At 71.9% G+C, this 22,332-nt stretch carries 22 protein-coding genes; 11 read left to right on the plus strand and 11 right to left on the minus strand.

Annotated features, from left to right (window positions below; all coding sequences use genetic code 11):
• Positions 1-486: 486 nt before the first annotated feature.
• Together ACIPFH_RS41190 and ACIPFH_RS41195 are read left to right on the plus strand one after the other, a co-directional pair.
• On the plus strand, positions 487-957 hold the full coding sequence (locus tag ACIPFH_RS41190; protein ID WP_356251811.1) for a DUF5709 domain-containing protein: 471 nt from the start codon (positions 487-489) through the stop codon (positions 955-957).
• A 51-nt stretch (positions 958-1,008) separates the two neighbouring features.
• Complete coding sequence (locus tag ACIPFH_RS41195; protein ID WP_171395721.1) at positions 1,009-1,266, plus strand: type B 50S ribosomal protein L31; 258 nt, start codon at positions 1,009-1,011, stop codon at positions 1,264-1,266.
• 89 nt (positions 1,267-1,355) lie between these two features.
• Here ACIPFH_RS41195 and ACIPFH_RS41200 read toward each other — a convergent pair whose 3' ends face one another.
• On the minus strand, positions 1,356-2,150 hold the full coding sequence (locus ACIPFH_RS41200) for a metal-dependent hydrolase (protein WP_401834901.1): 795 nt from the start codon (positions 2,148-2,150) through the stop codon (positions 1,356-1,358).
• 145 nt (positions 2,151-2,295) lie between these two features.
• On the opposite strand from ACIPFH_RS41200, the gene ACIPFH_RS41205 reads away from it, so the two are divergent.
• A complete protein-coding gene (locus tag ACIPFH_RS41205; RefSeq protein WP_401834903.1) occupies positions 2,296-4,809 on the plus strand; it encodes a DEAD/DEAH box helicase in 2,514 nt (837 codons plus the stop codon).
• A gap of 61 nt (positions 4,810-4,870) precedes the next feature.
• Positions 4,871-5,737: an acyl-CoA thioesterase II gene (locus ACIPFH_RS41210; RefSeq protein ID WP_356251804.1), complete on the plus strand. Its 867-nt coding sequence runs from the start codon at positions 4,871-4,873 to the stop codon at positions 5,735-5,737.
• Between the two features lie 10 nt (positions 5,738-5,747).
• On the opposite strand, the gene ACIPFH_RS41215 is transcribed toward ACIPFH_RS41210, so the two are convergent.
• Both ACIPFH_RS41215 and ACIPFH_RS41220 read right to left on the minus strand, forming a co-directional pair.
• On the minus strand, positions 5,748-6,623 hold the full coding sequence (locus tag ACIPFH_RS41215) for a DUF6397 family protein (RefSeq protein ID WP_401834906.1): 876 nt from the start codon (positions 6,621-6,623) through the stop codon (positions 5,748-5,750).
• 134 nt (positions 6,624-6,757) lie between these two features.
• The gene (locus ACIPFH_RS41220) at positions 6,758-7,168 is read right to left on the minus strand and encodes a roadblock/LC7 domain-containing protein (RefSeq protein WP_401834909.1); all 411 of its coding nucleotides are present in this window, start codon (positions 7,166-7,168) and stop codon (positions 6,758-6,760) included.
• A 104-nt stretch (positions 7,169-7,272) separates the two neighbouring features.
• Between ACIPFH_RS41220 and ACIPFH_RS41225 the strand changes: the two genes are divergently transcribed.
• Positions 7,273-7,701, plus strand: coding sequence for a PPOX class F420-dependent oxidoreductase (locus ACIPFH_RS41225; protein WP_401834911.1), 429 nt, complete (start codon positions 7,273-7,275; stop codon positions 7,699-7,701).
• Between the two features lie 22 nt (positions 7,702-7,723).
• Here ACIPFH_RS41225 and ACIPFH_RS41230 read toward each other — a convergent pair whose 3' ends face one another.
• The 5 genes from ACIPFH_RS41230 to ACIPFH_RS41250 form a co-directional block, all read right to left on the minus strand.
• Complete coding sequence (locus ACIPFH_RS41230) at positions 7,724-8,329, minus strand: ATP/GTP-binding protein (RefSeq protein WP_356251791.1); 606 nt, start codon at positions 8,327-8,329, stop codon at positions 7,724-7,726.
• Between the two features lie 248 nt (positions 8,330-8,577).
• Positions 8,578-8,988 (minus strand): DUF742 domain-containing protein, encoded by a 411-nt coding sequence (locus ACIPFH_RS41235; protein WP_401834913.1) that lies wholly within the window; start codon positions 8,986-8,988, stop codon positions 8,578-8,580.
• Positions 8,989-9,010: 22 nt separating this feature from the next.
• Positions 9,011-9,448, minus strand: a complete 438-nt coding sequence (locus ACIPFH_RS41240) for a roadblock/LC7 domain-containing protein (protein ID WP_401834915.1) — start codon at positions 9,446-9,448, stop codon at positions 9,011-9,013.
• The gene (locus ACIPFH_RS41245; RefSeq protein WP_401834918.1) at positions 9,445-11,979 is read right to left on the minus strand and encodes a nitrate- and nitrite sensing domain-containing protein; all 2,535 of its coding nucleotides are present in this window, start codon (positions 11,977-11,979) and stop codon (positions 9,445-9,447) included. Before ACIPFH_RS41245 ends, ACIPFH_RS41240 begins: the two co-directional genes overlap by 4 nt.
• Positions 11,980-12,020: 41 nt before the next feature.
• The gene (locus tag ACIPFH_RS41250; protein ID WP_401834920.1) at positions 12,021-12,815 is read right to left on the minus strand and encodes an MHYT domain-containing protein; all 795 of its coding nucleotides are present in this window, start codon (positions 12,813-12,815) and stop codon (positions 12,021-12,023) included.
• 152 nt (positions 12,816-12,967) lie between these two features.
• On the opposite strand from ACIPFH_RS41250, the gene ACIPFH_RS41255 reads away from it, so the two are divergent.
• Positions 12,968-13,567, plus strand: coding sequence for a class I SAM-dependent methyltransferase (locus ACIPFH_RS41255; RefSeq protein ID WP_401834922.1), 600 nt, complete (start codon positions 12,968-12,970; stop codon positions 13,565-13,567).
• A 4-nt stretch (positions 13,568-13,571) separates the two neighbouring features.
• Here ACIPFH_RS41255 and ACIPFH_RS41260 read toward each other — a convergent pair whose 3' ends face one another.
• The gene (locus tag ACIPFH_RS41260; RefSeq protein WP_401834924.1) at positions 13,572-14,330 is read right to left on the minus strand and encodes an alpha/beta fold hydrolase; all 759 of its coding nucleotides are present in this window, start codon (positions 14,328-14,330) and stop codon (positions 13,572-13,574) included.
• A 153-nt stretch (positions 14,331-14,483) separates the two neighbouring features.
• Between ACIPFH_RS41260 and ACIPFH_RS41265 the strand changes: the two genes are divergently transcribed.
• A complete protein-coding gene (locus tag ACIPFH_RS41265) occupies positions 14,484-15,008 on the plus strand; it encodes a PadR family transcriptional regulator (RefSeq protein ID WP_401834927.1) in 525 nt (174 codons plus the stop codon).
• Here the strand turns inward: ACIPFH_RS41265 and ACIPFH_RS41270 are convergent.
• Positions 14,994-15,890, minus strand: a complete 897-nt coding sequence (locus tag ACIPFH_RS41270) for an oxygenase MpaB family protein (RefSeq protein WP_401834929.1) — start codon at positions 15,888-15,890, stop codon at positions 14,994-14,996. The genes ACIPFH_RS41265 and ACIPFH_RS41270 overlap by 15 nt on opposite strands.
• 98 nt (positions 15,891-15,988) lie before the next feature.
• On the opposite strand from ACIPFH_RS41270, the gene ACIPFH_RS41275 reads away from it, so the two are divergent.
• Positions 15,989-16,318, plus strand: coding sequence for a hypothetical protein (locus tag ACIPFH_RS41275; protein WP_401834931.1), 330 nt, complete (start codon positions 15,989-15,991; stop codon positions 16,316-16,318).
• 139 nt (positions 16,319-16,457) lie between these two features.
• Positions 16,458-17,351, plus strand: a complete 894-nt coding sequence (locus ACIPFH_RS41280; protein WP_401834932.1) for a hypothetical protein — start codon at positions 16,458-16,460, stop codon at positions 17,349-17,351.
• 94 nt (positions 17,352-17,445) lie between these two features.
• Here ACIPFH_RS41280 and ACIPFH_RS41285 read toward each other — a convergent pair whose 3' ends face one another.
• Positions 17,446-17,628, minus strand: a complete 183-nt coding sequence (locus ACIPFH_RS41285) for a hypothetical protein (protein ID WP_266506007.1) — start codon at positions 17,626-17,628, stop codon at positions 17,446-17,448.
• 241 nt (positions 17,629-17,869) lie between these two features.
• Between ACIPFH_RS41285 and ACIPFH_RS41290 the strand changes: the two genes are divergently transcribed.
• Both ACIPFH_RS41290 and ACIPFH_RS41295 read left to right on the plus strand, forming a co-directional pair.
• On the plus strand, positions 17,870-20,914 hold the full coding sequence (locus ACIPFH_RS41290; RefSeq protein WP_401834936.1) for a DEAD/DEAH box helicase: 3,045 nt from the start codon (positions 17,870-17,872) through the stop codon (positions 20,912-20,914).
• Positions 20,911-22,209, plus strand: a complete 1,299-nt coding sequence (locus tag ACIPFH_RS41295; RefSeq protein ID WP_401834938.1) for an SWF or SNF family helicase — start codon at positions 20,911-20,913, stop codon at positions 22,207-22,209. Before ACIPFH_RS41290 ends, ACIPFH_RS41295 begins: the two co-directional genes overlap by 4 nt.
• Positions 22,210-22,332: the final 123 nt, after the last annotated feature.

Below are 22,332 nucleotides of genomic sequence, written 5' to 3' on the forward strand. Positions count from 1 at the left end.
GCGAAGCGCCCGACCCGGCCGACCAACGCCGGGGCGAGACATGAAGGCGCTGGTGGCGCTGGCGGCGGTATCGCCGGCGGGGCCTGCGCGACGCCTGAGCGCGTCGGCCGTGCCGGTTTCACCGCCGGCGCCGGCGCGGATGCTCTCGGCCCGGCGGCAGTGGCCGGGAGCGGAGCGGGGGCCGGAGGCCGGTCGTGTCGAGGGTGCCGGGGGCGCCTCCGCGCGGGGCGACGAACTCGTTGTCGTGGGCCCGGGGGCGGCCTCGGGTCGCGGCCGCAGCACCTCGGTCGAGGCGGCCCCGTCCCGCCTTCCCGCCTCCTCTGGCGTTGCGCAGTCCCGAATCGGAGTGGAACGCTGGATACCGGCACCCGCGCGGAAGGCAGTCGGGATCCCGCCGGAACACCCCGCGCCCGACCGGTGCCCCGTGCGGCGGCACCCCGCCGCCGACCGCGATGAGGACGGGGACGTCACCCCCTGGAGGTACCCGTGAACAGTGCCGACGGATGGGGAGACGACGTCTACCAGCCGGACTCGTCCGACGTCCAGGACGACGCCGGACTGCTCGACGCCGAGGACACACTGGAGAACGACGGTGTCGAGGACCCCCTCGACCGCGGCTGGTCCCCGCCGGACCGCCCCTGGGCGGTGGAGCACGCCGGGGTCACCGCCGCGGAGCGCCGCCAGGGGGAGAGCCTGGAGCAGCGGCTCGCGGAGGAGGTGCCGGAGCTCGACGCGCCGGACGGCGACGGGCTCGGTGACTGCGACGGCACCGACGGGGAACTCCTCGACAACGAGGTCGGCTCCGCACGCTCGGGCCGGCTCGTGGCACCGGACGAGGGGGTTCACGAGGACGAGGAAAACGCGCTGATAGCCACGGACGTGGGCATCGACGGCGCTGCGGCCTCCGCCGAGGAGGCCGCGATGCACATCGTCGACGAGGACGCCCTGTCCGGTTGACCCGCCCATGGCCGGTCCGTCGCCACCACCTCCACCGCACGAGGAGCACGCATGCAGCAGGACAAGCAGCCCGACTACCACGCGGTCGTCTTCCGCGACCGGACCGCCGGTTACGCCTTCCTGACCCGGTCCACCGCCACCAGCGATCAGACCATCGAGTGGGACGACGGCGAGACCTACCCGGTCGTGGACGTGGAGATCTCCTCCGAGAGCCACCCCTTCTACACCGGCAAGGCGCGCACCGTGGACACGGAGGGCCGGGTGGCCCGCTTCGAGCGGCGCTACGGCGACGGCGGAGCGATGACGTGAGCCGGCCCCGTCACGACCACCGTCCTCGCGGCCGTCGACGCCACCGTGACGGCCGCTGACAGCACCGGTCGGGCCGCTCGTCGGAGGCGTCAGATGTAGTTCAGGGCGGCCGCCCCGCCCACTCCCCCGAGCAGCATGAACACGGGCATCAGCACCTTCAGCTCCACCCAGCTGCCCGCCCGGAACCGCATCACCTTGGGCGGGCCGATCGGGTACCAGCGCTTGCGCCCGATCGGGATGGGCCACAGGACGGGGCAGCCCGAGACGGTCAGCGCGTCGCCGATGTCGTGCACCAGGGCGCCCAGCACGATCGGCAGCCCCAGCCACAGGTACTGCTGACCCGGGTCCGTGAACAGCCAGTGCGAGCCGTTGCCGGGCTTGTCCAGGACACCGGCGAGGATCCAGGCACTGGTGGCCGCCAGCAGCCACACCAGCACGTCGCTGCTGGACCCCCGGGCCGCCCGCCACAGCAGCCCCTCGATCGCCAGCACCATGTGCACGAAGAGAAGCGCCAGGACCGCCCAACGGCCACCGGTGATCGCCAGCGCCGAGGCACCTCCGCCGATCATGACGGCCCACAGCCAGGTGTGCGTCAGTGTTCGATGCCCTCCGGAGCGGCGCGGGTCGCCCTGCTTCCTCGTGCCCTTGTAGACGGCGTAGGAGAGCTTGTCGACGATCTCGCACAGCCAGCGCGAGACGGGACCGAAGGCCCGGGAGATGGTGGCGGCCTTGTGGTCGAGGTCCGGAGCGAGCGCGGCTCCGGCGCAGATCAGCGCACCCGCGAGGAGCACCGGCCAGGGCATCGTGTGCCCGGCCGCGGCGGCGGCCGCACCGACGCCGAGCCAGGCTGCGGCGCCCGACAGTGAGTGTGCTGGTCCCATCATGGCCGGTGTCCGCCCTATTCCTCGAATGCCGCTGTCCAGTTGACCGGGTGCGTTGACGCTCCGTCGGCGACACAGCGTAGCGGTCGTGATCTTCGGGCCGGCATCCGATTCCCCCCTCAGGGGTGCGGGCAGGCAAGATGGGGTCGTGACCCTCATCGATCAGTTGCCGCCGACCGCAGACCCCGACGCCCTGTACGAAGCCTTCGAGTCCTGGGCGCAGGAGCGTGGTCTGACGCTCTACCCCCACCAGGAGGAGGCGCTGATCGAGGTGGTCTCCGGGGCGAACGTGATCGTGTCGACGCCCACCGGCTCCGGCAAGAGCATGATCGCGGCGGCCGCGCACTTCGCGGCGCTCGCCCGCGACGAGGTCACCTTCTACACGGCTCCCATCAAGGCGTTGGTGTCGGAGAAGTTCTTCGAGCTGTGCAAGATCTTCGGCACGGAGAACGTCGGCATGCTGACCGGCGACGCGTCCGTGAACTCCGACGCCCCGGTCATCTGCTGCACCGCGGAGGTGCTCGCCTCGATCGCGTTGCGCGACGGCCGGAACGCGGACGTCGGTCAGGTCGTCATGGACGAGTTCCACTTCTACGCGGAGGGCGACCGCGGCTGGGCATGGCAGATTCCCATCCTGGAGCTGCCCCAGGCGCAGTTCGTGCTCATGTCGGCCACGCTCGGCGACGTGTCCTTCTTCGAGAAGGACCTCGCCCGGCGCACCGGCCGTCCCACGTCGGTGGTGCGCTCGGCGACCCGGCCCGTGCCGCTGTCCTACGAGTACCGGTACACCCCGATGACGGAGACGCTCAGCGACCTGCTGGTGACGAAGCAGGCGCCCGTCTACATCGTGCACTTCACTCAGGCACAGGCGGTGGAGCGGGCGCAGGCGCTGATGAGCATCAACATGTGCTCGCGCGAGGAGAAGGAACGGATCGCCGATCTGATCGGCAGCTTCCGCTTCACCACGAAGTTCGGCAGCAACCTCTCGCGCTACGTGCGGCACGGCATCGGCGTCCACCACGCCGGCATGCTGCCCAAGTATCGGCGTCTGGTGGAGAAGCTCGCCCAGGCCGGCCTGTTGAAGGTGATCTGCGGTACGGACACCCTCGGCGTGGGCGTCAACGTGCCCATCCGCACCGTGCTGTTCACGGCGCTGACCAAGTACGACGGCAACCGGGTGCGTACCCTGCGGGCCCGCGAGTTCCACCAGATCGCGGGCCGGGCCGGCCGGGCCGGCTTCGACACCGCGGGCCTGGTGGTCGCGCAGGCGCCCGAGCACGTCATCGAGAACGAGAAGGCCCTCAACAAGGCCGGCGACGACCCGAAGAAGCGCCGCAAGGTGGTACGCAAGAAGGCGCCCGAAGGATTCGTGGGCTGGACGGAGAACACCTTCGACAAGCTCATCGAGTCCGACCCGGAGCCGCTGACGTCCCGCTTCCGGGTCACGCACACGATGCTGCTGTCGGTGATCGCCCGGCCCGGCAACGCCTTCGAGGCGATGCGGCACCTGCTCGAGGACAACCACGAGCCGCGCAAGCAGCAGTTGCGGCACGTCCGGCGCGCGATCGCGATCTACCGTTCGCTGCTGGACGGCGGGATCGTCGAGAAGCTCGACGAACCGGACCCCACGGGCCGCGTCGTCCGCCTCACCGTGGACCTCCAGCAGGACTTCGCGCTGAACCAGCCGCTGTCCACCTTCGCGCTGGCCGCCTTCGAACTGCTGGACCCGGAGTCGCCTTCCTACGCTCTCGACATGGTCTCCGTCGTGGAGTCCACATTGGACGACCCGCGTCAGATCCTGGCCGCCCAGCAGAACAAGGCGCGCGGCGAGGCGGTGGCCGCGATGAAGGCGGACGGCGTCGAGTACGAGGAGCGGATGGAGCGCCTCCAGGACATCTCGTACCCGAAGCCCCTGGAGGAGCTGCTCTTCCACGCGTACAACACGTACCGCAAGAGCCACCCGTGGGTCGGCGACCATCCGTTGTCGCCGAAGTCCGTCATCCGTGACATGTACGAGCGGGCGATGTCCTTCACCGAGTTGGTGTCCCACTACGAGCTGGCCCGTACCGAGGGCATCGTGCTGCGCTACCTGGCCGGCGCCTACAAGGCACTCGACCACACCGTCCCGGACGACCTCAAGTCGGAGGATCTCCAGGATCTGGTGGAGTGGCTGGGCGAGATGGTGCGCCAGGTGGACTCGAGCCTGCTGGACGAGTGGGAGCAGCTCGCCAACCCCGCGGAGATGACCGCCGAGGAGGCTCAGGAGAAGGCCGACGAGGTCAAGCCGGTCACGGCCAACTCGCGTGCCTTCCGGGTCCTGGTCCGCAACGCGATGTTCCGCAGGGTCGAGCTCGCCGCTCTCGACCACGTCGACGAACTCGGCGAGTTGGACGCCGAGTCCGGTTGGGACGCCGACGCGTGGGGCGAGGCGATGGACAAGTACTGGGACGAGTACGACGACCTCGGCACCGGCCCGGACGCGCGAGGCCCGAAGCTGCTCATCATCCAGGAGGAGCCGCAGAACGCCCTGTGGCGGGTCCGCCAGATCTTCGACGACCCGAACGACGACCACGACTGGGGTGTCAGTGCGGAGGTCGATCTCACGGCCTCCGACGCCGAGGGCCGCGCGGTGGTGCGCGTCACCTCCGTCGGCCAGCTGTAAATCCCGAAGCAGGTACAGCAGGTACACCAGGTACAGAAGAGGGCACAGGAGAACCGCACCGATGACGAATCCGGCCGAGAGGCTCGTCGACCTGCTCGACCTCGAGCAGATCGAGGTCAACATCTTCCGCGGCCGCAGCCCGCAGGAGTCCCTGCAGCGGGTCTTCGGCGGCCAGGTGGCGGGCCAGGCGCTGGTCGCGGCCGGCCGGACCACCGACGGCGACCGGCCCGTGCACTCGCTGCACGCGTACTTTCTGCGCCCGGGCCGACCGGGTGTGCCGATCGTGTACCAGGTCGAACGGGTGCGGGACGGAAGGTCGTTCACGACCCGCCGGGTCACCGCCGTGCAGCAGGGGCGCACGATCTTCAATCTCACCGCCTCCTTTCACAAGCCTGAGGAAGGTCCCTTCGAGCACCAGCTGGCGCCGGCTCGGGAGGTTCCGGACCCGGAGTCCCTGCCCACGGTCGTCGAGGAGATCCGGAAGCATCTGGGCGCGTTGCCCGAGCAGTTGGAGCGGATGGCGCGACGTCAGCCCTTCGACATCCGGTACGCGGACCGGTTGCGCTGGAGCGCCGAGGACGTCAAGGAGGCCGAGCCGCGCAGCGCGGTGTGGATGCGCGCGGTCGGGCCGCTCGGCGACGACCCGCTCGTCCACACCTGCGCGCTCACGTACGCCAGTGACATGACCCTCCTGGACGCCGTCCGCCTCCCGATCGAGCCGTTGTGGGGCCCGCGGAACTTCGACATGGCGTCGCTGGACCACGCGATGTGGTTCCACCGGCCGTTCCGTGCGGACGAGTGGTTCCTGTACGACCAGGAGTCGCCGATCGCCACCGGCGGACGCGGGCTGGCCCGCGGGCGCATCTACGACCTGGAGGGGCGCCTGCTGGTGTCCGTCGTCCAGGAGGGGTTGTTCCGGGCCTTGTAGATCAGGTGCGTCACTCGCTCCGGCGGCGCAGCCAGTTCAGCAGGCCGCGTGGCGGCCGGCCGGGCACGTCGGGCGTACCCGGGGGCGCGGGGGCCGGTTTCGGGGAGGGCCGCGGAGCGGGCTGCTCGGCACGGGCCTCGTCCACGGTGTGGTCCAGGTCGTACCTCAGCCAGTCGATCTCGTCGGGATCGTCCGCCGTCATGAGCTTCTCGACGAGGTGCGCGGCCGGTGTGCCGGGGGTGCTGTGGGCCGGCGGTTCCGGCCGGAACCGGTTGAGGTGGGAGCGTTCGTAGGGATCCTTGACGATCTCCGCGACCTGGAGCGGGTCGAGGAATCCGGCCAGCACTCCGGCGCGTTGCCAGGGGCCGTCGGCCTGACGGTACAAGAAGCCCAGGTGGCGTCCGCGCCAGTTCCGGGGCCGCAGGTCGACGCCCGCGGCCAGCTGGCTCCGCAGCACCTCGGGCGTACGACCGGTCAGCAGGAAGGCGTTGCTCCGGTCAGTGGCGAACTGCCGCAGTTCGTCGGCGAGATACAGCCAGACGACCGCACGATAGCGGTTGAGGTAGAACGTGACGGGCACCACCAGCCCCAGCCGCGCGAGGCGGGTGAACCGGGCGGGAGGCACGCCCAGGAGGGCCGCGCCTGCGCCGGTGCCCACGGTCAGCACGCTCTCGCGCAGCGTTTCGGGGAAGCCGGGGTCCGAGCGCAGACGGTCGATCTCCGCCCGGGCCACCCGCCGGCCCCCTCCTCCTTCGTCGGGCAGGGTCCTGATGCGCCCGAGGTGCACGGCGAGGTCGAACTCGCTTCGTTTCAAGTCCAGTTCACGCGCCGCTCGGCTCGGCGCGCAGACATCGGAGCGTGGTCGCGTGACGGTGTTTCCGGACATGGTCGGTCTCCCCCGTGGAGTGAAGTGGAACAGGCCCGCGCTGTCCGCGGTGGCCTCGGGAAAAACCGTAGCCGGAATCGCCGATCGCGTGGCGAGCCTGTGGATAACTCCACGGAGGCAGTTAAAAGTGCAGGTCAGAGGTCTTCCAGTGGTGTGCCGGGCTGCCGGGCATCCACGCTGAGGTGCTCTCCGACCCGGCTGACGAGCAGGGTCATCTCGTAGGCGATCCGGCCCATGTCGGCCTCCGCGTCGCTGAGCACGCACAGACAGCTGCCGGTGCCCGCGGCGGTGACGAACAGCACCGCGTCGTCGAACTCGATCATCGTCTGGCGCACCCGGCCCGCGCCGAAGTGGCGCCCCGATCCCTTGGCCAGGCTGTGCAGCCCGGACGAGACGGCGGCGAGGTGCTCCGCGTCCTCCTGGAGCAGTCCCGTGCTCGCGCCCGCCACCAGCCCGTCGTTGGACAGGACGAGTGCGTGCCGGACGTGGTCGACGCGCTCGGTCAAATCGTCCAGCAGCCAACCCAGTCCCTGGTTCTGCGCCATGTCCCGCTCCCCGTGTGACGTTCCCCGTGTGATCCTCCGCCTCGCCGGAGAATCTGTCGCAAGCCTTCCCCACGAGCCGCCGCAGGAGCAAGGAGGATGGCGGCATGGCACAGAAGATGACCGATGAGGAATGGCGGGCCTTCGTCACGTACGGGACCCGCACCGGAAAGCTCTCCACCGTACGAGCTGACGGAAGTCCGCACGTGGCACCGATCTGGTTCCTGCTCGACGGGGACGAAGTGGTGTTCAACACCGGTAAGGACACGGTGAAGGGGCGCAATCTGGTCCGGGACGGCCGGATCGCCCTGTGTGTGGACGACGACCGGCCGCCGTTCGACTACGTGGTGCTGCAGGGCCGGGCCCACATCTCGGAGGACCTCGACGAGGTCCGGCACTGGGCGGCTCGTATCGCGGCGCGGTACATGGGCGAGGAGCGCGCCGAGGAGTTCGGTGCCCGCAACGGGGTTCCGGGTGAACTGCTCGTGCGGGTCGCCGTCCACAAGGTCCTGGCGCAGAAGCGCATCGCGGACTGACACGCCCCCGTCGACGGAGACGTCAGCTCACGGAGTCGAGCAGCCGGGCGGTGTGCATCCGCCCGGCGTACTCGACCAGCCGGATCAGCACTTCCTTCCCCGAGTCGCGGTCACGGGCGTCGCACAGGACGACGGGCGTGCCGCCGTCGAGGTCGAGGGCGCGCGAGACGTCCTGGGCGCCGTAGGTCCGCGTGCCCGTGAAGCAGTTGACGGCCACCACGAACGGGATGTGCCGGTGCTCGAAGTAGTCGACCGCGGGGAAGCAGTCCTCCAGACGCCGGGTGTCGGCGAGCACCACCGCGCCCAGGGCCCCCTGTGACAGCTCGTCCCACAGGAACCAGAACCGGTCCTGTCCCGGAGTTCCGAACAGGTACAGGGAAAGGCCGGAACGGATGGTGATCCGGCCGAAGTCCATGGCGACGGTCGTCGTCACCTTCTGGTCCACGCCATCGGTGTCGTCCACCGACTGCCCGGCCTCGCTGAGGAGTTCTTCGGTGCGCAGCGGCTTGATCTCGCTGACCGCGCCCACCATGGTGGTCTTGCCCACGCCGAACCCGCCGGCGACCAGAATCTTCAACGCCAGCGGGGCCGAGTCGCCGCCCGTGGCATCGGAGTGCTCGGAGACCATGGATCACTTCTCTCGGGAGTGTCGGCAACGGTCGAGGTCGGTACGGGGCGCCGGACCCCGGCGCAAGGGTCGCGCGGGGTTTCGGCGCCCGGGTGCGAAGTCAGCAGCATGGCAACCGCCGCGCCTTCGCGAGGGGTTGGACCGCTATCTGCCCGATGTGACCGACTCTTGCGCGTTCGGTGTGCGAAGGCGTGCGCGAGTCGGTGTGCGGCGGGTCCGTACGCGTCCGGGTCGGTCCGAAAGTTCATCTACAGCGCTCGCAGTCCCTCGATCACCTCACGCAGAATCCGTTCATCGGGCAGCTGCGCGGGCGGGACCGGACGGCTGACGGTGACGCAGCCGAGTTCCAGCAGGTCTCCGAGGAGCACTCGTACGACGCCCACGGGAAGGTCCGCGCCCGCCGAGAGCTCGGCGACGGACTGGGTCTCCTCGCGGCAGAGGCCGATGAGGATGCTGTGTTCCGGTCCCAGCGGCATGCCGTCCGTGCCCGGTGCGCCCGGATCCAGGGTGACCAGGGCGATCAGGTCGAACCGCACCCCGGTGGGCCCCGGTTTCGTGCGGCCGCCCGTCATGGCGTAGGGACGGACGAGCGGGCCGGCCTCGTTGTCGTACCACTGGCTGCCCAGCTCGCGCGGGGCGCCGGTCATGTCCTCGGTCATCTGCGTGGGTCGCTCTCTCGCCTCATCCGGCGGCGGGCGGCCGCGCGGCGAGGCGAGGCGCCGAGTAGAGATGCTCTCCGACCCGCTTGACCAGCCGCGCCATCTCGTACGCGACCAGGCCGATGTCGGCGCTCACGGCGGTGAGGAGGGTCAGGCAGGAGCCGTCGCCCGCGGCGGCCACGAACAGGAAGCCGTCGTCCATCTCCACCATGGTCTGGCGCACTCCACCTGCGCCGAAGTGCCGGCCCGCCCCCTTGGCGAGGCTGTGGAAGCCGGAGGCGACGGCGGCGAGGTGCTCGGCGTCCTCCCTCCTGAGCTCGGTCGACGCACCCACGGCGAGGCCGTCGTTGGACAGCACCACGGCGTGCCGAACCTCACTCACGCGCATCACCAAGTCGTCCAGCAGCCAGTCGAGTTCGCCGGACCGCTGGGCCGACCTCGTGCTCGGGTCCTGGATCATCTGGGGTCTCCTTCGCTGCTTTCACTGCCCGGTTCGGGTGCCGGGGCGGCTCCGTGGCCGGGCTGCCTGCCACCGCCCCGGGCCCAGCCCTTCCGGTATGCGGACATACGGTCCCGTACGAGCTCGGGGGTGCGCCCTTCGTCGCCGCGCGGGCCGGGCGGCTGGGCCGGCTCCTCGGGGAGTGGCCTGCGCAACTGCGGGGCGAGGTTGGCCTGCCGTACCCGGCGTGGCAGATCGTCGGATCCTTCGGAGTCGTCCGGAGGGCGGTGCAGACGCAAGGCGGTGACTCCGGGAGGCGGGGGGTCGGCGGCCGCCGGGTCGGCTGCGGCCCGTACCGGGGCCGCCAGCGCGGGGCGGTCGGCGGAGGCGGGGACGGCCTCCTGGGGGGTGTCGGCGGTGTGCCGGTCAGTAACGGACACACGCGCGTACACGCGCTCGGCGGGCTGCTGTGCCGGCGTCACCTCGGGGACGGAACGTTCCGGCTTGGCGCTGTGCAGCAGCGCTGTCGGCAGCAGGACCACCGCCGTGGTGCCGCCGTAGGGCGAGGTCCGCAGGTGCACCTTGATGCCGTGACGGGCGGCGAGCCTGCTGACGACGAACAGTCCGAGCTGGTCGCTGTCGAAGAGGTCCAGGGCCTCGGACTGCGCGATGCGCCGGTTGGCTTCGGTGAAGGTCTCCTTGCCCATGCCCAGGCCCCGGTCCTCGACCTCGACGGCGTATCCGTTGCCCACTGGTTCGCCGGTGACCCGCACGCGCGTGTGCGGGGGCGAGAACTGGGCCGCGTTCTCGACGAGTTCGGCGAGCAGGTGGGTGAGGTCGGCGACCGCCGTGCCGATGACGGCTGCCTCCGGGAGCTGCCGTACCTCCACGCGCGCGTAGTCCTCGACCTCCGAGACGGCGGCACGGACCACGTTGGTGAGGGAGACCGGCATCCGCCAGGCCCGGCCGGGCGCCGCCCCGGACAGGATGATCAGGCTCTCCGCGTGGCGCCGCATACGGGTGGTGAGGTGGTCGAGCCGGAAGAGGTCGCTCAGCTCGTTCGGGTCGTCGGAACGGCGCTCCATGCTGTCCAGGAGGCTCAGCTGACGGTGGACGAGGACCTGGCTGCGGCGGGCGAGGTTGACGAACACCCCGGAGATTCCGCTGGCGAGTTCGGCGCGTTCCACGGCGGCCCGGAGCGCGGCGCGGTGCACGGTGCCCAGGGCCTCGGCCACCTGGCCGGTCTCGTCGTCGGAGGGAGGCCCCGGCGGCGCTTCGGCGCGGACGTCGATCTCCTCTCCGGCGCGCAGTTTCCGCATGGCATCGGGGAGTTTGCGCCGGGCGATCTCCAGCGCGCTGTTGCGCAGGCTGACCAGTTCGACGACGAGTCCGCGACCGATGCGTACCGAGATGACGAGTGAGGCGACCACGGCGGCGAGGCCGAGCAGGACCGCGGCACCGGCCGAGGTGAGCAGACCGCGGGTGAACGGGTCGGCGCGGTCGGCGACACCACGTCCGGCGTCCGCCTCGATGGTCCGCATCCCGCGCTGCACGCGTGCGTGGGCCTTGTCCCAGACTCTCGCGGGAGCGGCGGCGATCGCCTTCGCGCCGGACACGTCGGCGAGCGCCTTGTCCTCGGCGGCGTACAGGGCCGCGTAGGCGCTGCCGGCGGCGAGGCGCTGCCAGGCGGTGCGTTCGGGCCCGCGCAGGTCCGCGACGGCCGACTCCGTCAGGGTGCGGCGGGTGTCGACGGCGCCGGTGAAGAGCCGTAGGCGGTCTCCGTCGAGGCGTCCGGCGAGGCGGGCCCCGGCCAGCACGGCGCCCTCCTGGGCGAGCGCCTCTCCCGCGCGGGAGAACTCGAGCAGCACACGCGCGTCCGAGCCGAGTTCGGCGTCCTGGATGCCGGAGAGGGCACCGCCGACCGAGAAGGCAGCTGAGATCGTGCTCGTGTACCGGCCGTAGACGTCCTCCCAGTCGGCGTTGCCGTCGAGCACCGCGGTCCGCAGCGGCGGCAGTCCCTCGGCCCCGGAGACGAACGTCTCGAGCCGCTGGGCCACCCCCGTGGGCAGTTCCTGGCCGTCGGCGACGGTGCTGTCGTCACCGAGCCGCAGCCCGGCCACCGCGCGGTCCGTGCGTTCCGCGAGCGTCCTCAGGTCGCCGGCCTGCCCGGGGGCGGGGTCGGTCGCGTACCGTACGGCGGCCGTCCGCTCGGTCTGGAGGGCGGCCACGGCGGCCGCCACGGGGGCGCGGACCTGGGAGTCCACGCGCTGCAACTGGCGCAGCCCGGCCACGTTCTGGGCGGTGCTGACGGTGGCGTACGCCCACAGGGCCAGCAGGGAGACGACCGGCACCATGAGGAGGCAGACGATCTTGGCGCGTACCGTGCGCGGTCGGATGCGCCAGCGTTGCGCGCGCGGGGGTATCGCGTCCTCCGGTGCGTCCGTCTGCTCCTCCGGTCCCTCGTCGGCGGGGGGTCCGGCGTGGGCGCGGCGCCCGCGCGTGGGGGGCGGCGCGTCGGCGCCTGCCGTGGGGGTCCTACGGGGTGTACGCATGGCCTCCTCGCTCGGAAGTGGTTCGGGGCGGGCCGGTCGCGTCAGACGGGCCCGGCCTGCTGTCGGACGGTGAGGATGTCCACCGGTTGTTGTGCCGAGGCGGACGCCTCGCGCTCCCCCGTGGTGGGTGACAGCGCGACGAAGGCCGAGGTCAGGAAGAGGTAGGAGCCGAGGCCGACGGCGAGGGGGAAGATGAACTGCATCGCCGTGGCCCCGGACAGCGCCTCACCGGAGGGCGTGACATGGACGCTCACCGCGAACATGGCGGTGTAGTGCATGCTGCTCACCGCCGCGCCCATGACGAGCGAGGCGAGGGTGACCGCGACCGGCGACCTGATGTTGAGCGCCGCCCAGAGGGCCGCGGTTGCCGCGACGACCGCGATCAGGACGGACAGTCCGACGCGTACCGGGTCGTAGGTCACGTCGGCGTGCAGTCGGACGGCGGCCATGCCCAGGTAGTGCATGCTCGCCACCCCCAGGCCGGTGGTGAGCCCGCCGATCAGCAACGCGCGCGTGCGGTCGCGGCTGTGGCCGACGGCGAAGACGCCGGCGCAGACGACGACCATGGCGACGAGAAGGCTGAGCACGGTCAGCGGAACGTCGTAGCGGATGTCGGTGCCGCTGACGGCGAACCCGAGCATGGCCACGAAGTGCATGGTCCAGATGCCGGTGCCGATCGCCGAGGCCGCGGTGATCAGCCAGTTGCGGCGTGAGCGTCCGGTGGCGCCGAGCGCACGCACGGTGCAGCGCAGCCCGAGGGCGGCGCCGACGCAGGCCATGACGTACGACAGCACGGGGGTCAGCCAGCCGAAGGCGGCGTGGTCCAGGTGTCCCATGGCCACGGGACGCTAGCCGGGGCACAGGAGCACAAAGGGGGCGCATTTCGAAAGGTGTTGAAATGTGGCGCAGTAGTGCGCCGGAACGATCGGGTCACGCTCGAACATGTGCACCGAGGCATCATCCGTGTCGGTGAGGGATCATGCGGAGCATGAGCGACGACCACACACACGTTCAGGAGTTCTTCGGCGCGCGGGCCGCGGACTGGGACAGCCGTTTCCCGGACGACGGCCCCGCCTACGCCGCCGCGGTCGGCGACCTCGGCCTGCGCGAAGGGGACCGTGTGCTGGACGCGGGCTGCGGCACCGGACGGGCCCTGACGCCGCTGCGGGCGGCCGTGGGGCCGTCCGGAGTGGTCGTCGGGGCAGATCTGACCCCGGCCATGCTGGCGGCCGCCGTGCGGGCCGGACGCGACCGTGCCGGGCGGCTGATGCTCGCCGACGTGACCGCGCTTCCCTTTCGCTCCGCGTCGCTGGACGCCGTGCTCGGGGCGGGCCTCATCGCCCACCTGCCCCGGCCGGAGGAGAACCTGCGGGAACTGGCACGGGTGGTGCGCCCCGGCGGCACGCTGGCGCTGTTCCACCCGATCGGCCGGGCGGCGCTCGCGGCCCGCCAGGGACGGCGGATCACACCGGAGGACCTGCGCGCGGAACCCAACCTCCGCCCGATGCCGGCCCGTTCAGGATGGCGCCTGACGTCGTACGCCGACGAGGACGCCCGCTTCCTGGCCCTGGCAGTCCGCGAGGCCTGAGGGCTCACGCCTCTCCGGCGACCGCCCGCACGAAGGCGTCGGGGTTGTCGAACATGACGTTGTGGCCGGCGCCCGGGACCGTCACGACACGTACGCCCGCCGCCTCCAGGGCGTCCGCTCCGTCGAGTTCACCGGTGAGCTCACCCTGCAGGTAGACGCGGTCGACCGCGTCGAGGCCGACCAGGATCTCGCGCATGACGGGGTCGGATCCACGTCTGAGTCCGACGGCACTGCGGTGCAGCGCTCGCGGGTCGGCCAGCCGCATGGTCGCGGCCCACACCGGCCCGATCCCACCCAGCACGCGCGCGTACCCGCCGTCGACGAACTCCTCCTCCGTGTACGAGGCGATACCGCTGCTCCCGGCGGTGGGCGGCGGGAAGGCGTCCAGGTTGGCCTCCGTGAGCACGAGCCGTGCGACCAGATCGGGGCGGCGGTGGGCGAGGACGACGGCCACGGAGCCGCCCATGCTGTGGGCGACCAACTCGGCGCCGGTCACCCCCGCCGCGTCGAGCGCGGCCGCCAGGGCGTCGGCGTGCTCGTCGAGGGTGTAACCGAATTCCACGGGACGGTCACTGACGCCATGTCCGGGCAGGTCGACGAAGAGGCTGCGCCGGCCGGCGAGTTCCGGACGGGCCGCCACATGGGCGTGGTAGACGGCCGAAGCCGCGCCCAGGCCGTGCACGTACACCCGCGCGGGTTCCGCTCCCGGCGACTCGGTCCACCGGACCTGACTGCCGACACCATCGAAGTCGGTCTGCCGCATCGTTCCCCCTCGGGTCATCACGCCGTCGACTCGGAAGCTCGAACATACCTCGCCTACGATGTATTGCGTCAACGTAATATTTAGCTTCCGATGTATGAAAGTGCCGAGGTAGAACTCCGCCGATGTACCACCGTTCTGCGGCACAATGCGGGCATGCTGGAACTCGCCATCCTCGGTTTTCTGTACGACGCCCCGCTCCACGGCTACGAACTGCGCAAACGCATCACGGCGCTGACGGGGCACGTACGGCCGGTGGCCGAGAGCACGCTGTACCCGACGATCAAGCGGCTGGAGCGATCGGGCCTCCTGGTGCGCGCCACCGAACCCGGCGCCGTGGCCGCTCCGCGACATGTCCTGAGCCTCACCCACGAGGGCGGAGACGAACTGCGTCGGCGGCTCGCCGAACCCGCCCCGCAGGACGTCACCGACGAGAACCGATGGTTCACGGTGCTCGCCTTTCTCCGGCACCTGGACGACACCGCCGCCCAGGCGGCCGTGCTGCGCCGCCGTCTGGCCTTCCTGGAGGAACCGGCGAGCTTCTTCTACGACGGTGACCGGCCGCTGCCCGCAGAGGAACTGGAGGACCCGTTCCGGCGCGGTGTCCTGACCATCGCGCGAGCCACGTCCCGGGCCGAGCTCACCTGGCTGCGCGACACGCTCGCCTCACTCGACGGCTGACCCGCCCGTGTGCCGGACGGGGCAGCCTCGGACGCCAGGGACCGGGCAGGTGCCCAGCTCGCCCAGGCGGTAGCCGTTCGGGTAACCCTTGATCTCCCGGTTCTGTCGCGCGTGGTGGGGTGCGCGGCGCGGCGGCATCAGCCGCACCAGACGCCCACGCGCGCGTACCGCCGCTCGCACCACCGCGCGGGTCGCGGGGCCCGGAGGGGCGTAGCGGAACGCCTTCAGGAGCGGCTCGTCGAGCAGGGCGAGTGTGGCGGTTCGCAGGACGGGTGCCAGCGGCCCCGGGTACCAGGAGGCCATCATGGCGAGCGTGGCGTCCGAGACCCGCCGTGCTTCCTCGTCCCAGGAGAAGTGGGCCGCTTCGTAGGCGTCGAGGCAGGCCTCGAACTCCTCGTAGGTCTCGGGAATGCCCCTGATGCCCATGCGCTGCCCCAGGGTGCGGTAGTACACCGTGCAGGCGACGATCTCGTGGCGTGACAGCCTGCGCCATCCGTAGGCGTCGATCCACCTCTTCGGCATCACGACGAAGGTGCAGAGCACGTACCGCATGTCGTCGTTGCCGATGTCGTAGGCGCGGTGCATCTGGTTGATGCGCCGGACCGCTGTCCGTCCCTGCTCGCTGTCGAAGCCGTGCTCGACGACGGCGTCGAGCAGGAGCGCGGTGTCGTCGTAGCGCTTCTGCGTGCGGTCCGTGAGTTCCGCGGTCTCCGCGAGCAGGCGCCCGATGCCGGGCACCGCGTACGTGCGGTACAGGGCCAGTTCCAGAGCGCGGGTGAAGTCCCAGGGGAACTCGTACGCGGCGGTGAGTCGGTAGATCTCGAACGCGTCCTCGTACGGGTCCATCCGCCGAATCTGCCTCAGCCGTTCGAAGCGCTCCACCGCACCGTCCCCCTTCTGTCGCCGGAGCTGCAACTCTAGGTTGAACAGCAGGAGATGGGCGCTCGGTCGCGGCAAGCACGCAGGGGAAGGTGGTCGGCATGTTCGGCAGGGTCCGCAACGCCTACGGGAGATTCCGCGCTGCTCGGCGCGCACGGTCGGGTCCAGGTGACGAGGGGGGTTCCCAGAAGCCGTCGCGCGGCGGCACGAAGCGCCCGCACAATCTGTTCGAGGCGGCCGCCGCGTACGTCTCGGCGTGCGCGGAGGACGATCAGGAAAGCATCGACGAGGCGGCGGGCTGGGTGTCGCCGGAAGCGCTCTCCTTCGGGGTCAACGAACTGGCCTGTCGCGCGGTCATCGCGCTCGCGCGGGAGCGCGACGAGTCGCCACGGACCGTGGCTCGTGAGCTCCTCGGACTGCCGTCGGCGTGACGCATCCAACGGCCGGGAGTGGTCGATTCGCCCCGTCCGGCCGGAAAACCGCAGCTCCGGGTATGTCGGGGAGTCGTGACAAGCGCCTTCCCGCCGCACTAGGGTGCGCGCCGTTGGACAAACCTATGGGGAGGCTGGGATGGCCGGGACGGACGAGGACGCCGTCGCCGCCGCGGACGATGCGCTCTATGTGCTCACGGCGGTGCTGCTGACGCCGGCGAAGTTCCCGAGCGCGCTGGGCGACGACTACCCGGAGGCCTGTGCGGCGCTCGGCCTCCCGCCGCTCGCCGACGGGTACGGACTGGTGCTGGGCCAGGACGGCGAGGGCGCGCGGTGGACTGTCGTCATCGACGACGTGTCGCTGGTGGCCGTGGCCATCGCGTCGTGGGACTGCGGCATGGAGTACGACCTGTCGCCCGGCGAGCGGACGGTCGTCGCCGCGCTGCCGGGGTGGCCGCTGGCGGTCGCCGTCGCGGCCCCCGGTGTACCCGCGCCGCACGATCCCGGCCCCGAGGTCGCGGACAGCCCCGCGCTGTCGCCTCCGGACACGACCAGGTGGGGTCCGGCCCAGCGACGGCTGGGGGCCGACGAGATCGCGCTGCAGTGGGCCCTGTGGCGCGAGCAGATCGACGACGCGGACTTCCCCCGCCCGCAGGAGGGCGCCGCAGCGGACTCGGACGCCGGTCCGGGGGCCCGGGACGGCGAGACGGGTGGGTCCGGCGCCACCGACCCGGCCGGCGGAACCGGGGCGGGCGCCCCTAAGGGCCACAGCGGTATCCGACGCGTCCTGGCCGAGGTGCGCGCCTATGTGGACGCGCCGCCTCCGCTCGGCCGCGTGCGTTCGTCGTTCGCTCCCGGTGACGCGCGCACCCTGCGCGCCGACGGTCCCGGGTGGTCGCTGGTGGCCAGGACCGACGACATCGCGTTCGTCCTGCTCGACGACGAGCCCGGCGAGGTGCTGCCGGTCGGCCGCGGACCCGAACTGCCCGGGCTCCTGGAGGCGCTCGACAAGATGGCCGTACGACCTCTCTGAGGCCGCATCGGTCCTTCTGGGGCCGCCGGACGCCCTTGGGCCCCGGCGGCCCGGATGTGGCGGACGACGGGGACCGCGGAGCGGTCCCCGTCACTCACCGGCCGAGTTCCTTGCGGGTGACACGGCGCAGCCTGCGCCGCTGAGCGGGATCCAGCGTGAGGTAGGCCGCCGCCGGAACCCCCAGCACGATCAGCAGGGCCGCCCACCAGGGCAGCCAGATCAGCAACAGCAGCCCGACCGCCACACCCCCTGCGGCGATCTTCGCGTTCTTCGACATGTGCGTCGCCTCCTTCGCGGCCACTGCCGCTCTCTGCCATGAGAACGGCTCCACGCCGCTCGCGGTTCCGGACCCGACCCTGAGACGTCCCTGAACTGCATCCCCGAGACGCCCCTGACGACACCCGGTCGGGTCGGCGGCACAGAGGCGGTGTCCGAGAGGGTGCGCCTTCCGCTCCGAAGTGTTGTACCCTCGGCGACCCCGCCTTCAGTAGTCAAGTTTGAGGAGTAGCCTCATCGCCGTGCAGACGATCCCCGTGGAAACGCCGTCCGAGATCTCTGAGCTGGCTCGTTGCCCTGCCGTGTTCCTGCCCGGTACCCCGGCCCGTACCGGAAGCGTCGCCTTCTGGCGATCCGACGACCAGGTACTGCCCGCCCTCGCTTCGCGGCACGTGCAGGACCTGCCCGTCGTGCGGCCCGTCGGCACCGGTGTCGCACTCGCGCGCGTGCCCGCCGTACTCCTGCCGGTGGGTGACGCCCTGCCCCTCCTCACACGCGCGCGTGCCGCGCCGGACGCACATCGGGCCGCTGCCTTCTGGGGTGCGGCCGCGCTGCTGGCCCTGCGGTGCGTGGCGCGAGGCCTCCTGCTGCCCGGCCTGTCCCTCGAGGACCACGACGCCTGGCGGGTCGGTCCGCTGAAGCCGGAGGACGTCGAGCAGGTGCGCCGGCTGGCCGCCTCCATGCCGCCCGAGGCACACGCCGTGCCGGTGGACGAAAGCCCGCCTCTGCGCCTTCCCGATCCCGAGCGACTGCTGCGCGCCTTCCTGGACGCCGTGGCGGACGCGCTGCCCCGCACCCCCGCCGCGCCGATGGTGACCGGAGGACCGGCCTACGCGGCGCAACAGCCGCAGCACCTGCCGGAGCTGCGCGCGTGGGCGGCCGACATCGCCGCGGGCCACGACGCCGGCGTACGGATCTCGCTGCGGATCGAGGTCTCGGGGCTCGACATGCCGGGGACCGACATGCCCGGGATCGATATGCCCGAGACGGACCTGCCAGAGGTCGACGGGCCCGGGGCGGACGAATCCGGGGCCGCCGTGCCCGGCGCGGACGGGCACGGCGCGGACGGGCACGGGGCGGACGGGCACGGGGCGGACGGGCACGGGGCCGGTGCCGTCGGGGCCTTCGTCCCGTCGGCCGGACGGGCGGCGCCCAGGTTCCGGGCCGTGCCGCAGGTGCACAGCCTGAGAGATCCCGCGCTCGTCGCGGACGCCGCCGAGATCTGGGCGGACTCGGGAACCACGCGCGCGAGGTTCGGCCCCCGCGCGCGGATGGACGCCCTGCTCGCCCTGCGCCGTGCGGCGCGCGCCTGGCCCGCGCTGGCACCGCTGCTGTCGGCCACCGTCCCGGACACCGTCGAGCTCCTCGACGAGGAGGTCACCGAGCTCCTGGGCGAGGGTTCGCGAGCGCTGGCGGGCGCGGGCATCGAGGTGCACTGGCCGAGGGAGCTGGCCCGTACCCTGACCGCCCGCGCGGTCGTGGGACCGCCCCAGGAAGGGACGGGGCCCGACCGGCTCGGCGCGGACACGCCGTCCTTCCTGTCCGCGGACTCGCTCCTGACGTTCACCTGGTGGTTCGGGCTGGGCGACCAGCGGCTGACGCGCGAGGAGCTGGACCGGCTGGCGGAGGCCAATCGGCCCCTGGTGCGGCTGCGCGACCAGTGGGTCCTGATCGACCCGCGGGAACTGCGCCGGGCGCGCGCTCAGCAGGACCGCAGGATGACGCCCGTGGACGCGCTGAGCGCCGCTCTCACGGGCTCGACGGAAGTGGACGGCCGCACGGTCGACGTGCGCGCCACCGGGTGGCTGGCGGCCCTGCGGGAGCGGCTGACGCGCTCAGAGGCGCAAGAGCCAGTGGAGCAGCCCGCGGCCCTCGACGCCACGCTGCGTGACTACCAGCGGCGCGGCCTGGACTGGCTGGCCCGGACGACGGCCCTCGGACTGGGGTGCTGTCTGGCCGACGACATGGGGCTCGGCAAGACCGTCACGCTGATCGCCCTGCACCTGCACCGCCAGACCGACGCCTCGGCGGCCGGTCCGACGCTCGTGGTCTGTCCGACGTCCCTGATGGGCAACTGGCAGCGGGAGATCGAAAGGTTCGCGCCGGGCACGTCCGTGCGCCGCTTCCATGGGCTGCGGCGTGGCCTGGAGGGCCTGGCCGACGGGGAGTTCGTCCTCACCACCTACGGCACGCTGCGGTCGGACGCGGGCCGGCTCGGCGAGGTGCCGTGGGGCCTGGTCGTGGCGGACGAGGCGCAGCACGTGAAGAACCCGTACTCGGCGACCGCGCGGGCCCTGCGCACCATCGGCGCACGCGCGCGTGTGGCCCTCACGGGCACCCCGGTGGAGAACAACCTGTCGGAACTGTGGGCGATCCTGGACTGGACGACGCCCGGTCTGCTGGGCCGGCTCGGGACCTTCCGTACGCGGTACGCGCGAGCCGTCGAGAGCGGCGGGGACCCGGCCGCGGCGGAGCGGCTCGGCCGGCTCGTGGGGCCTTTCCTGCTGCGCCGCCGCAAGTCGGACCCGGGGATCGCCCCCGAGCTGCCGCCGAAGACCGAGACCGATCGGCCCGTGGCGCTCACGAGGGAGCAGACCGGCCTCTACGAGGCCGTGGTGCGCGAGACACTCGCGGCGATCGCGGAAGCCGACGGCATGGCCCGACGCGGGCTGATCGTCAAGCTCCTGACCGGCCTCAAGCAGATCTGCAACCACCCTGCGCAGTACCTGAAGGAGGACCGGCCGAGGACCGCCGGACGCTCCGGGAAACTGGAACTCCTGGACGAGCTGCTCGACACTCTCCTCTCCGAGGGAGCGAGCGTGCTGGTCTTCACGCAGTACGTGCGCCTGGCGCGCCTCCTCGAACAGCACTTGGCGGCACGCGGTGTACCCACCCAGTTCCTGCACGGTGGCGTCCCCGTCGCCGAGCGCGAGGCCATGGTCCGGCGTTTCCAGGACGGTGCGGTTCCCGTGTTCCTGCTGTCGCTGAGGGCGGCCGGCACGGGCCTCAACCTCACGCGCGCGGAGCACGTCGTGCACTACGACCGCTGGTGGAATCCGGCCGTCGAGGCGCAGGCCACCGACCGGGCGTACCGCATCGGCCAGACCCGGCCCGTGCAGGTGCACCGGCTGATCGCCGAGGGCACCATCGAGGACCGCATCGCCGACATGCTGCGCCGCAAGCAGGACCTCGCCGACGCCGTTCTCGGGGCCGGCGAGGCGGCGCTCACGGAACTCACGGACGCCGAGCTGGCCGACCTGGTGGAGCTTCGAGGGGGTACGCGATGAACCGGCACGACAGCGACGGGGAACGAACCTTCGCCGCCTTGCCCCCCGCGCCCGGGAGGGGTTTCGCGCAGACGTGGTGGGGGCGGGCGTGGCTGGCCGCGCTCGAGGACGGCGCGCTGGACGGGGAGCAGGTGAGGGCGGGCCGACGGCTCGCGCGCGCGGGCGCCGTGGGCGCGGTGTCGGTGCGACCGGGGCGGGTCACGGCGGTCGTCCGGGACCGTGATCGCACTCAGCACCGGGCCGACGTGCTGCTCGACAGGCTTTCGGACGCACAGTGGGAGCGTCTCCTGGATCTCGCGGTCGAGCGGGCCGGGCACGTCGCCGCGCTGCTCGACCGCGAGATGCCGCCCGACCTGGTCGAGGACGCCGGGTCCGCCGGCATCGACCTGCTACCGGGGCTCGGCGAACTGGAGGCGGAGTGCGACTGCGGCGCCTGGGACCACTGCGGTCATACGGCCGCGGTCTGCTATCAGGTGGCGAGGCTGCTCGACCAGGATCCGTTCGTCCTCCTGCTGCTTCGGGGACGCGCCGAACAGCGTCTGCTGGACGACGTCCAGTCGCGCGGCACCGCCGCTCCGGCCGCAGCGCCGCCGGGGAGCGCGGGCGTGGACGCGGCGGAGGCGTACGCGGCCGGGAACATCCTGCCTCCGCTGCCCGCGATGCCCGGGTTGCCTGAGGGGCCGGGCGTTGCGCCCTCATTGGACACGGATGCCCCGCCGCCGGCCGGAGTCGATCCGGCGGCACTGGAGATCCTGGCCGCCCGGACGGCCGCCGCGGCGCACCTGCTGCTCGCGGAGGCGCTCCACGAGGGAGCGGGGCGGCGTACCCCGCCGGCCCGGTTGACCGTGGACCAGGACGCCGTACGGCTGGCGGACGGGGTTCTCGAGGCGGCCGGGACGGCCGATCCAGCTGCCGAGGGCGTGGCGGGCCGACTCGCCCGCGGAACGGGACGCGACCGGGAGGAACTGGCGGCTGCCGTGCGGGCCTGGCGGTACGCAGGGGCGGGCGCTCTGTCCGTCCTCGAGGAGGAGTGGACCGTGGAGGGCGAAACGCTCGCACGCGCGCGTGCCGCACTGGACTCCGCCTGGGAGGAGGACGACCGGCCGGAGCTGCGGGCACGGGGAAACCGGTGGACGGTCGTCGGCACGGCCTGCCAACTGCGGCTGGGGCGGGACGGCGGCTGGTGGCCGTACCGCGAGGAGGGCGGCCGCTGGCTGCCGGCCGGGGACGCGTCCCACGATCCGGCGACGGCTCTGGCCATAGCCGGGACCGACGACGAGAAAGCGCATTCCTAGGGTCGGGCTCTGTCGGGCGTGGCGTGGGGTGTCGGTCCGACGGGCGGCCGACGCCTCGTGTTCACCGGGGGGTCGTGGGATGTTCGGTGCGTGCCCCAACTCTTGCCGCTGTCACCGAACTTG

It is taken from the genome of Streptomyces sp. NPDC088157, from assembly GCF_044741545.1.
Lineage (GTDB): Bacteria > Actinomycetota > Actinomycetes > Streptomycetales > Streptomycetaceae > Streptomyces.

Bases quoted from the DNA above. Each gene is read 5' to 3' on its own strand.
- ACIPFH_RS41195 (WP_171395721.1), top strand. From the start codon at position 1,009: ATGCAGCAGGACAAGCAGCCCGACTACCACGCGGTCGTCTTCCGCGAC.
- ACIPFH_RS41200 (WP_401834901.1), bottom strand. From the start codon at position 2,150: ATGATGGGACCAGCACACTCACTGTCGGGCGCCGCAGCCTGGCTCGGC.
- ACIPFH_RS41210 (WP_356251804.1), top strand. From the start codon at position 4,871: ATGACGAATCCGGCCGAGAGGCTCGTCGACCTGCTCGACCTCGAGCAG.
- ACIPFH_RS41215 (WP_401834906.1), bottom strand. From the start codon at position 6,623: ATGTCCGGAAACACCGTCACGCGACCACGCTCCGATGTCTGCGCGCCG.
- ACIPFH_RS41220 (WP_401834909.1), bottom strand. From the start codon at position 7,168: ATGGCGCAGAACCAGGGACTGGGTTGGCTGCTGGACGATTTGACCGAG.
- ACIPFH_RS41225 (WP_401834911.1), top strand. From the start codon at position 7,273: ATGGCACAGAAGATGACCGATGAGGAATGGCGGGCCTTCGTCACGTAC.
- ACIPFH_RS41230 (WP_356251791.1), bottom strand. From the start codon at position 8,329: ATGGTCTCCGAGCACTCCGATGCCACGGGCGGCGACTCGGCCCCGCTG.
- ACIPFH_RS41235 (WP_401834913.1), bottom strand. From the start codon at position 8,988: ATGACCGAGGACATGACCGGCGCCCCGCGCGAGCTGGGCAGCCAGTGG.
- ACIPFH_RS41240 (WP_401834915.1), bottom strand. From the start codon at position 9,448: ATGATCCAGGACCCGAGCACGAGGTCGGCCCAGCGGTCCGGCGAACTC.
- ACIPFH_RS41245 (WP_401834918.1), bottom strand. From the start codon at position 11,979: ATGCGTACACCCCGTAGGACCCCCACGGCAGGCGCCGACGCGCCGCCC.
- ACIPFH_RS41250 (WP_401834920.1), bottom strand. From the start codon at position 12,815: ATGGGACACCTGGACCACGCCGCCTTCGGCTGGCTGACCCCCGTGCTG.
- ACIPFH_RS41255 (WP_401834922.1), top strand. From the start codon at position 12,968: ATGAGCGACGACCACACACACGTTCAGGAGTTCTTCGGCGCGCGGGCC.
- ACIPFH_RS41260 (WP_401834924.1), bottom strand. From the start codon at position 14,330: ATGCGGCAGACCGACTTCGATGGTGTCGGCAGTCAGGTCCGGTGGACC.
- ACIPFH_RS41265 (WP_401834927.1), top strand. From the start codon at position 14,484: ATGCTGGAACTCGCCATCCTCGGTTTTCTGTACGACGCCCCGCTCCAC.
- ACIPFH_RS41275 (WP_401834931.1), top strand. From the start codon at position 15,989: ATGTTCGGCAGGGTCCGCAACGCCTACGGGAGATTCCGCGCTGCTCGG.
- ACIPFH_RS41280 (WP_401834932.1), top strand. From the start codon at position 16,458: ATGGCCGGGACGGACGAGGACGCCGTCGCCGCCGCGGACGATGCGCTC.
- ACIPFH_RS41285 (WP_266506007.1), bottom strand. From the start codon at position 17,628: ATGTCGAAGAACGCGAAGATCGCCGCAGGGGGTGTGGCGGTCGGGCTG.
- ACIPFH_RS41295 (WP_401834938.1), top strand. From the start codon at position 20,911: ATGAACCGGCACGACAGCGACGGGGAACGAACCTTCGCCGCCTTGCCC.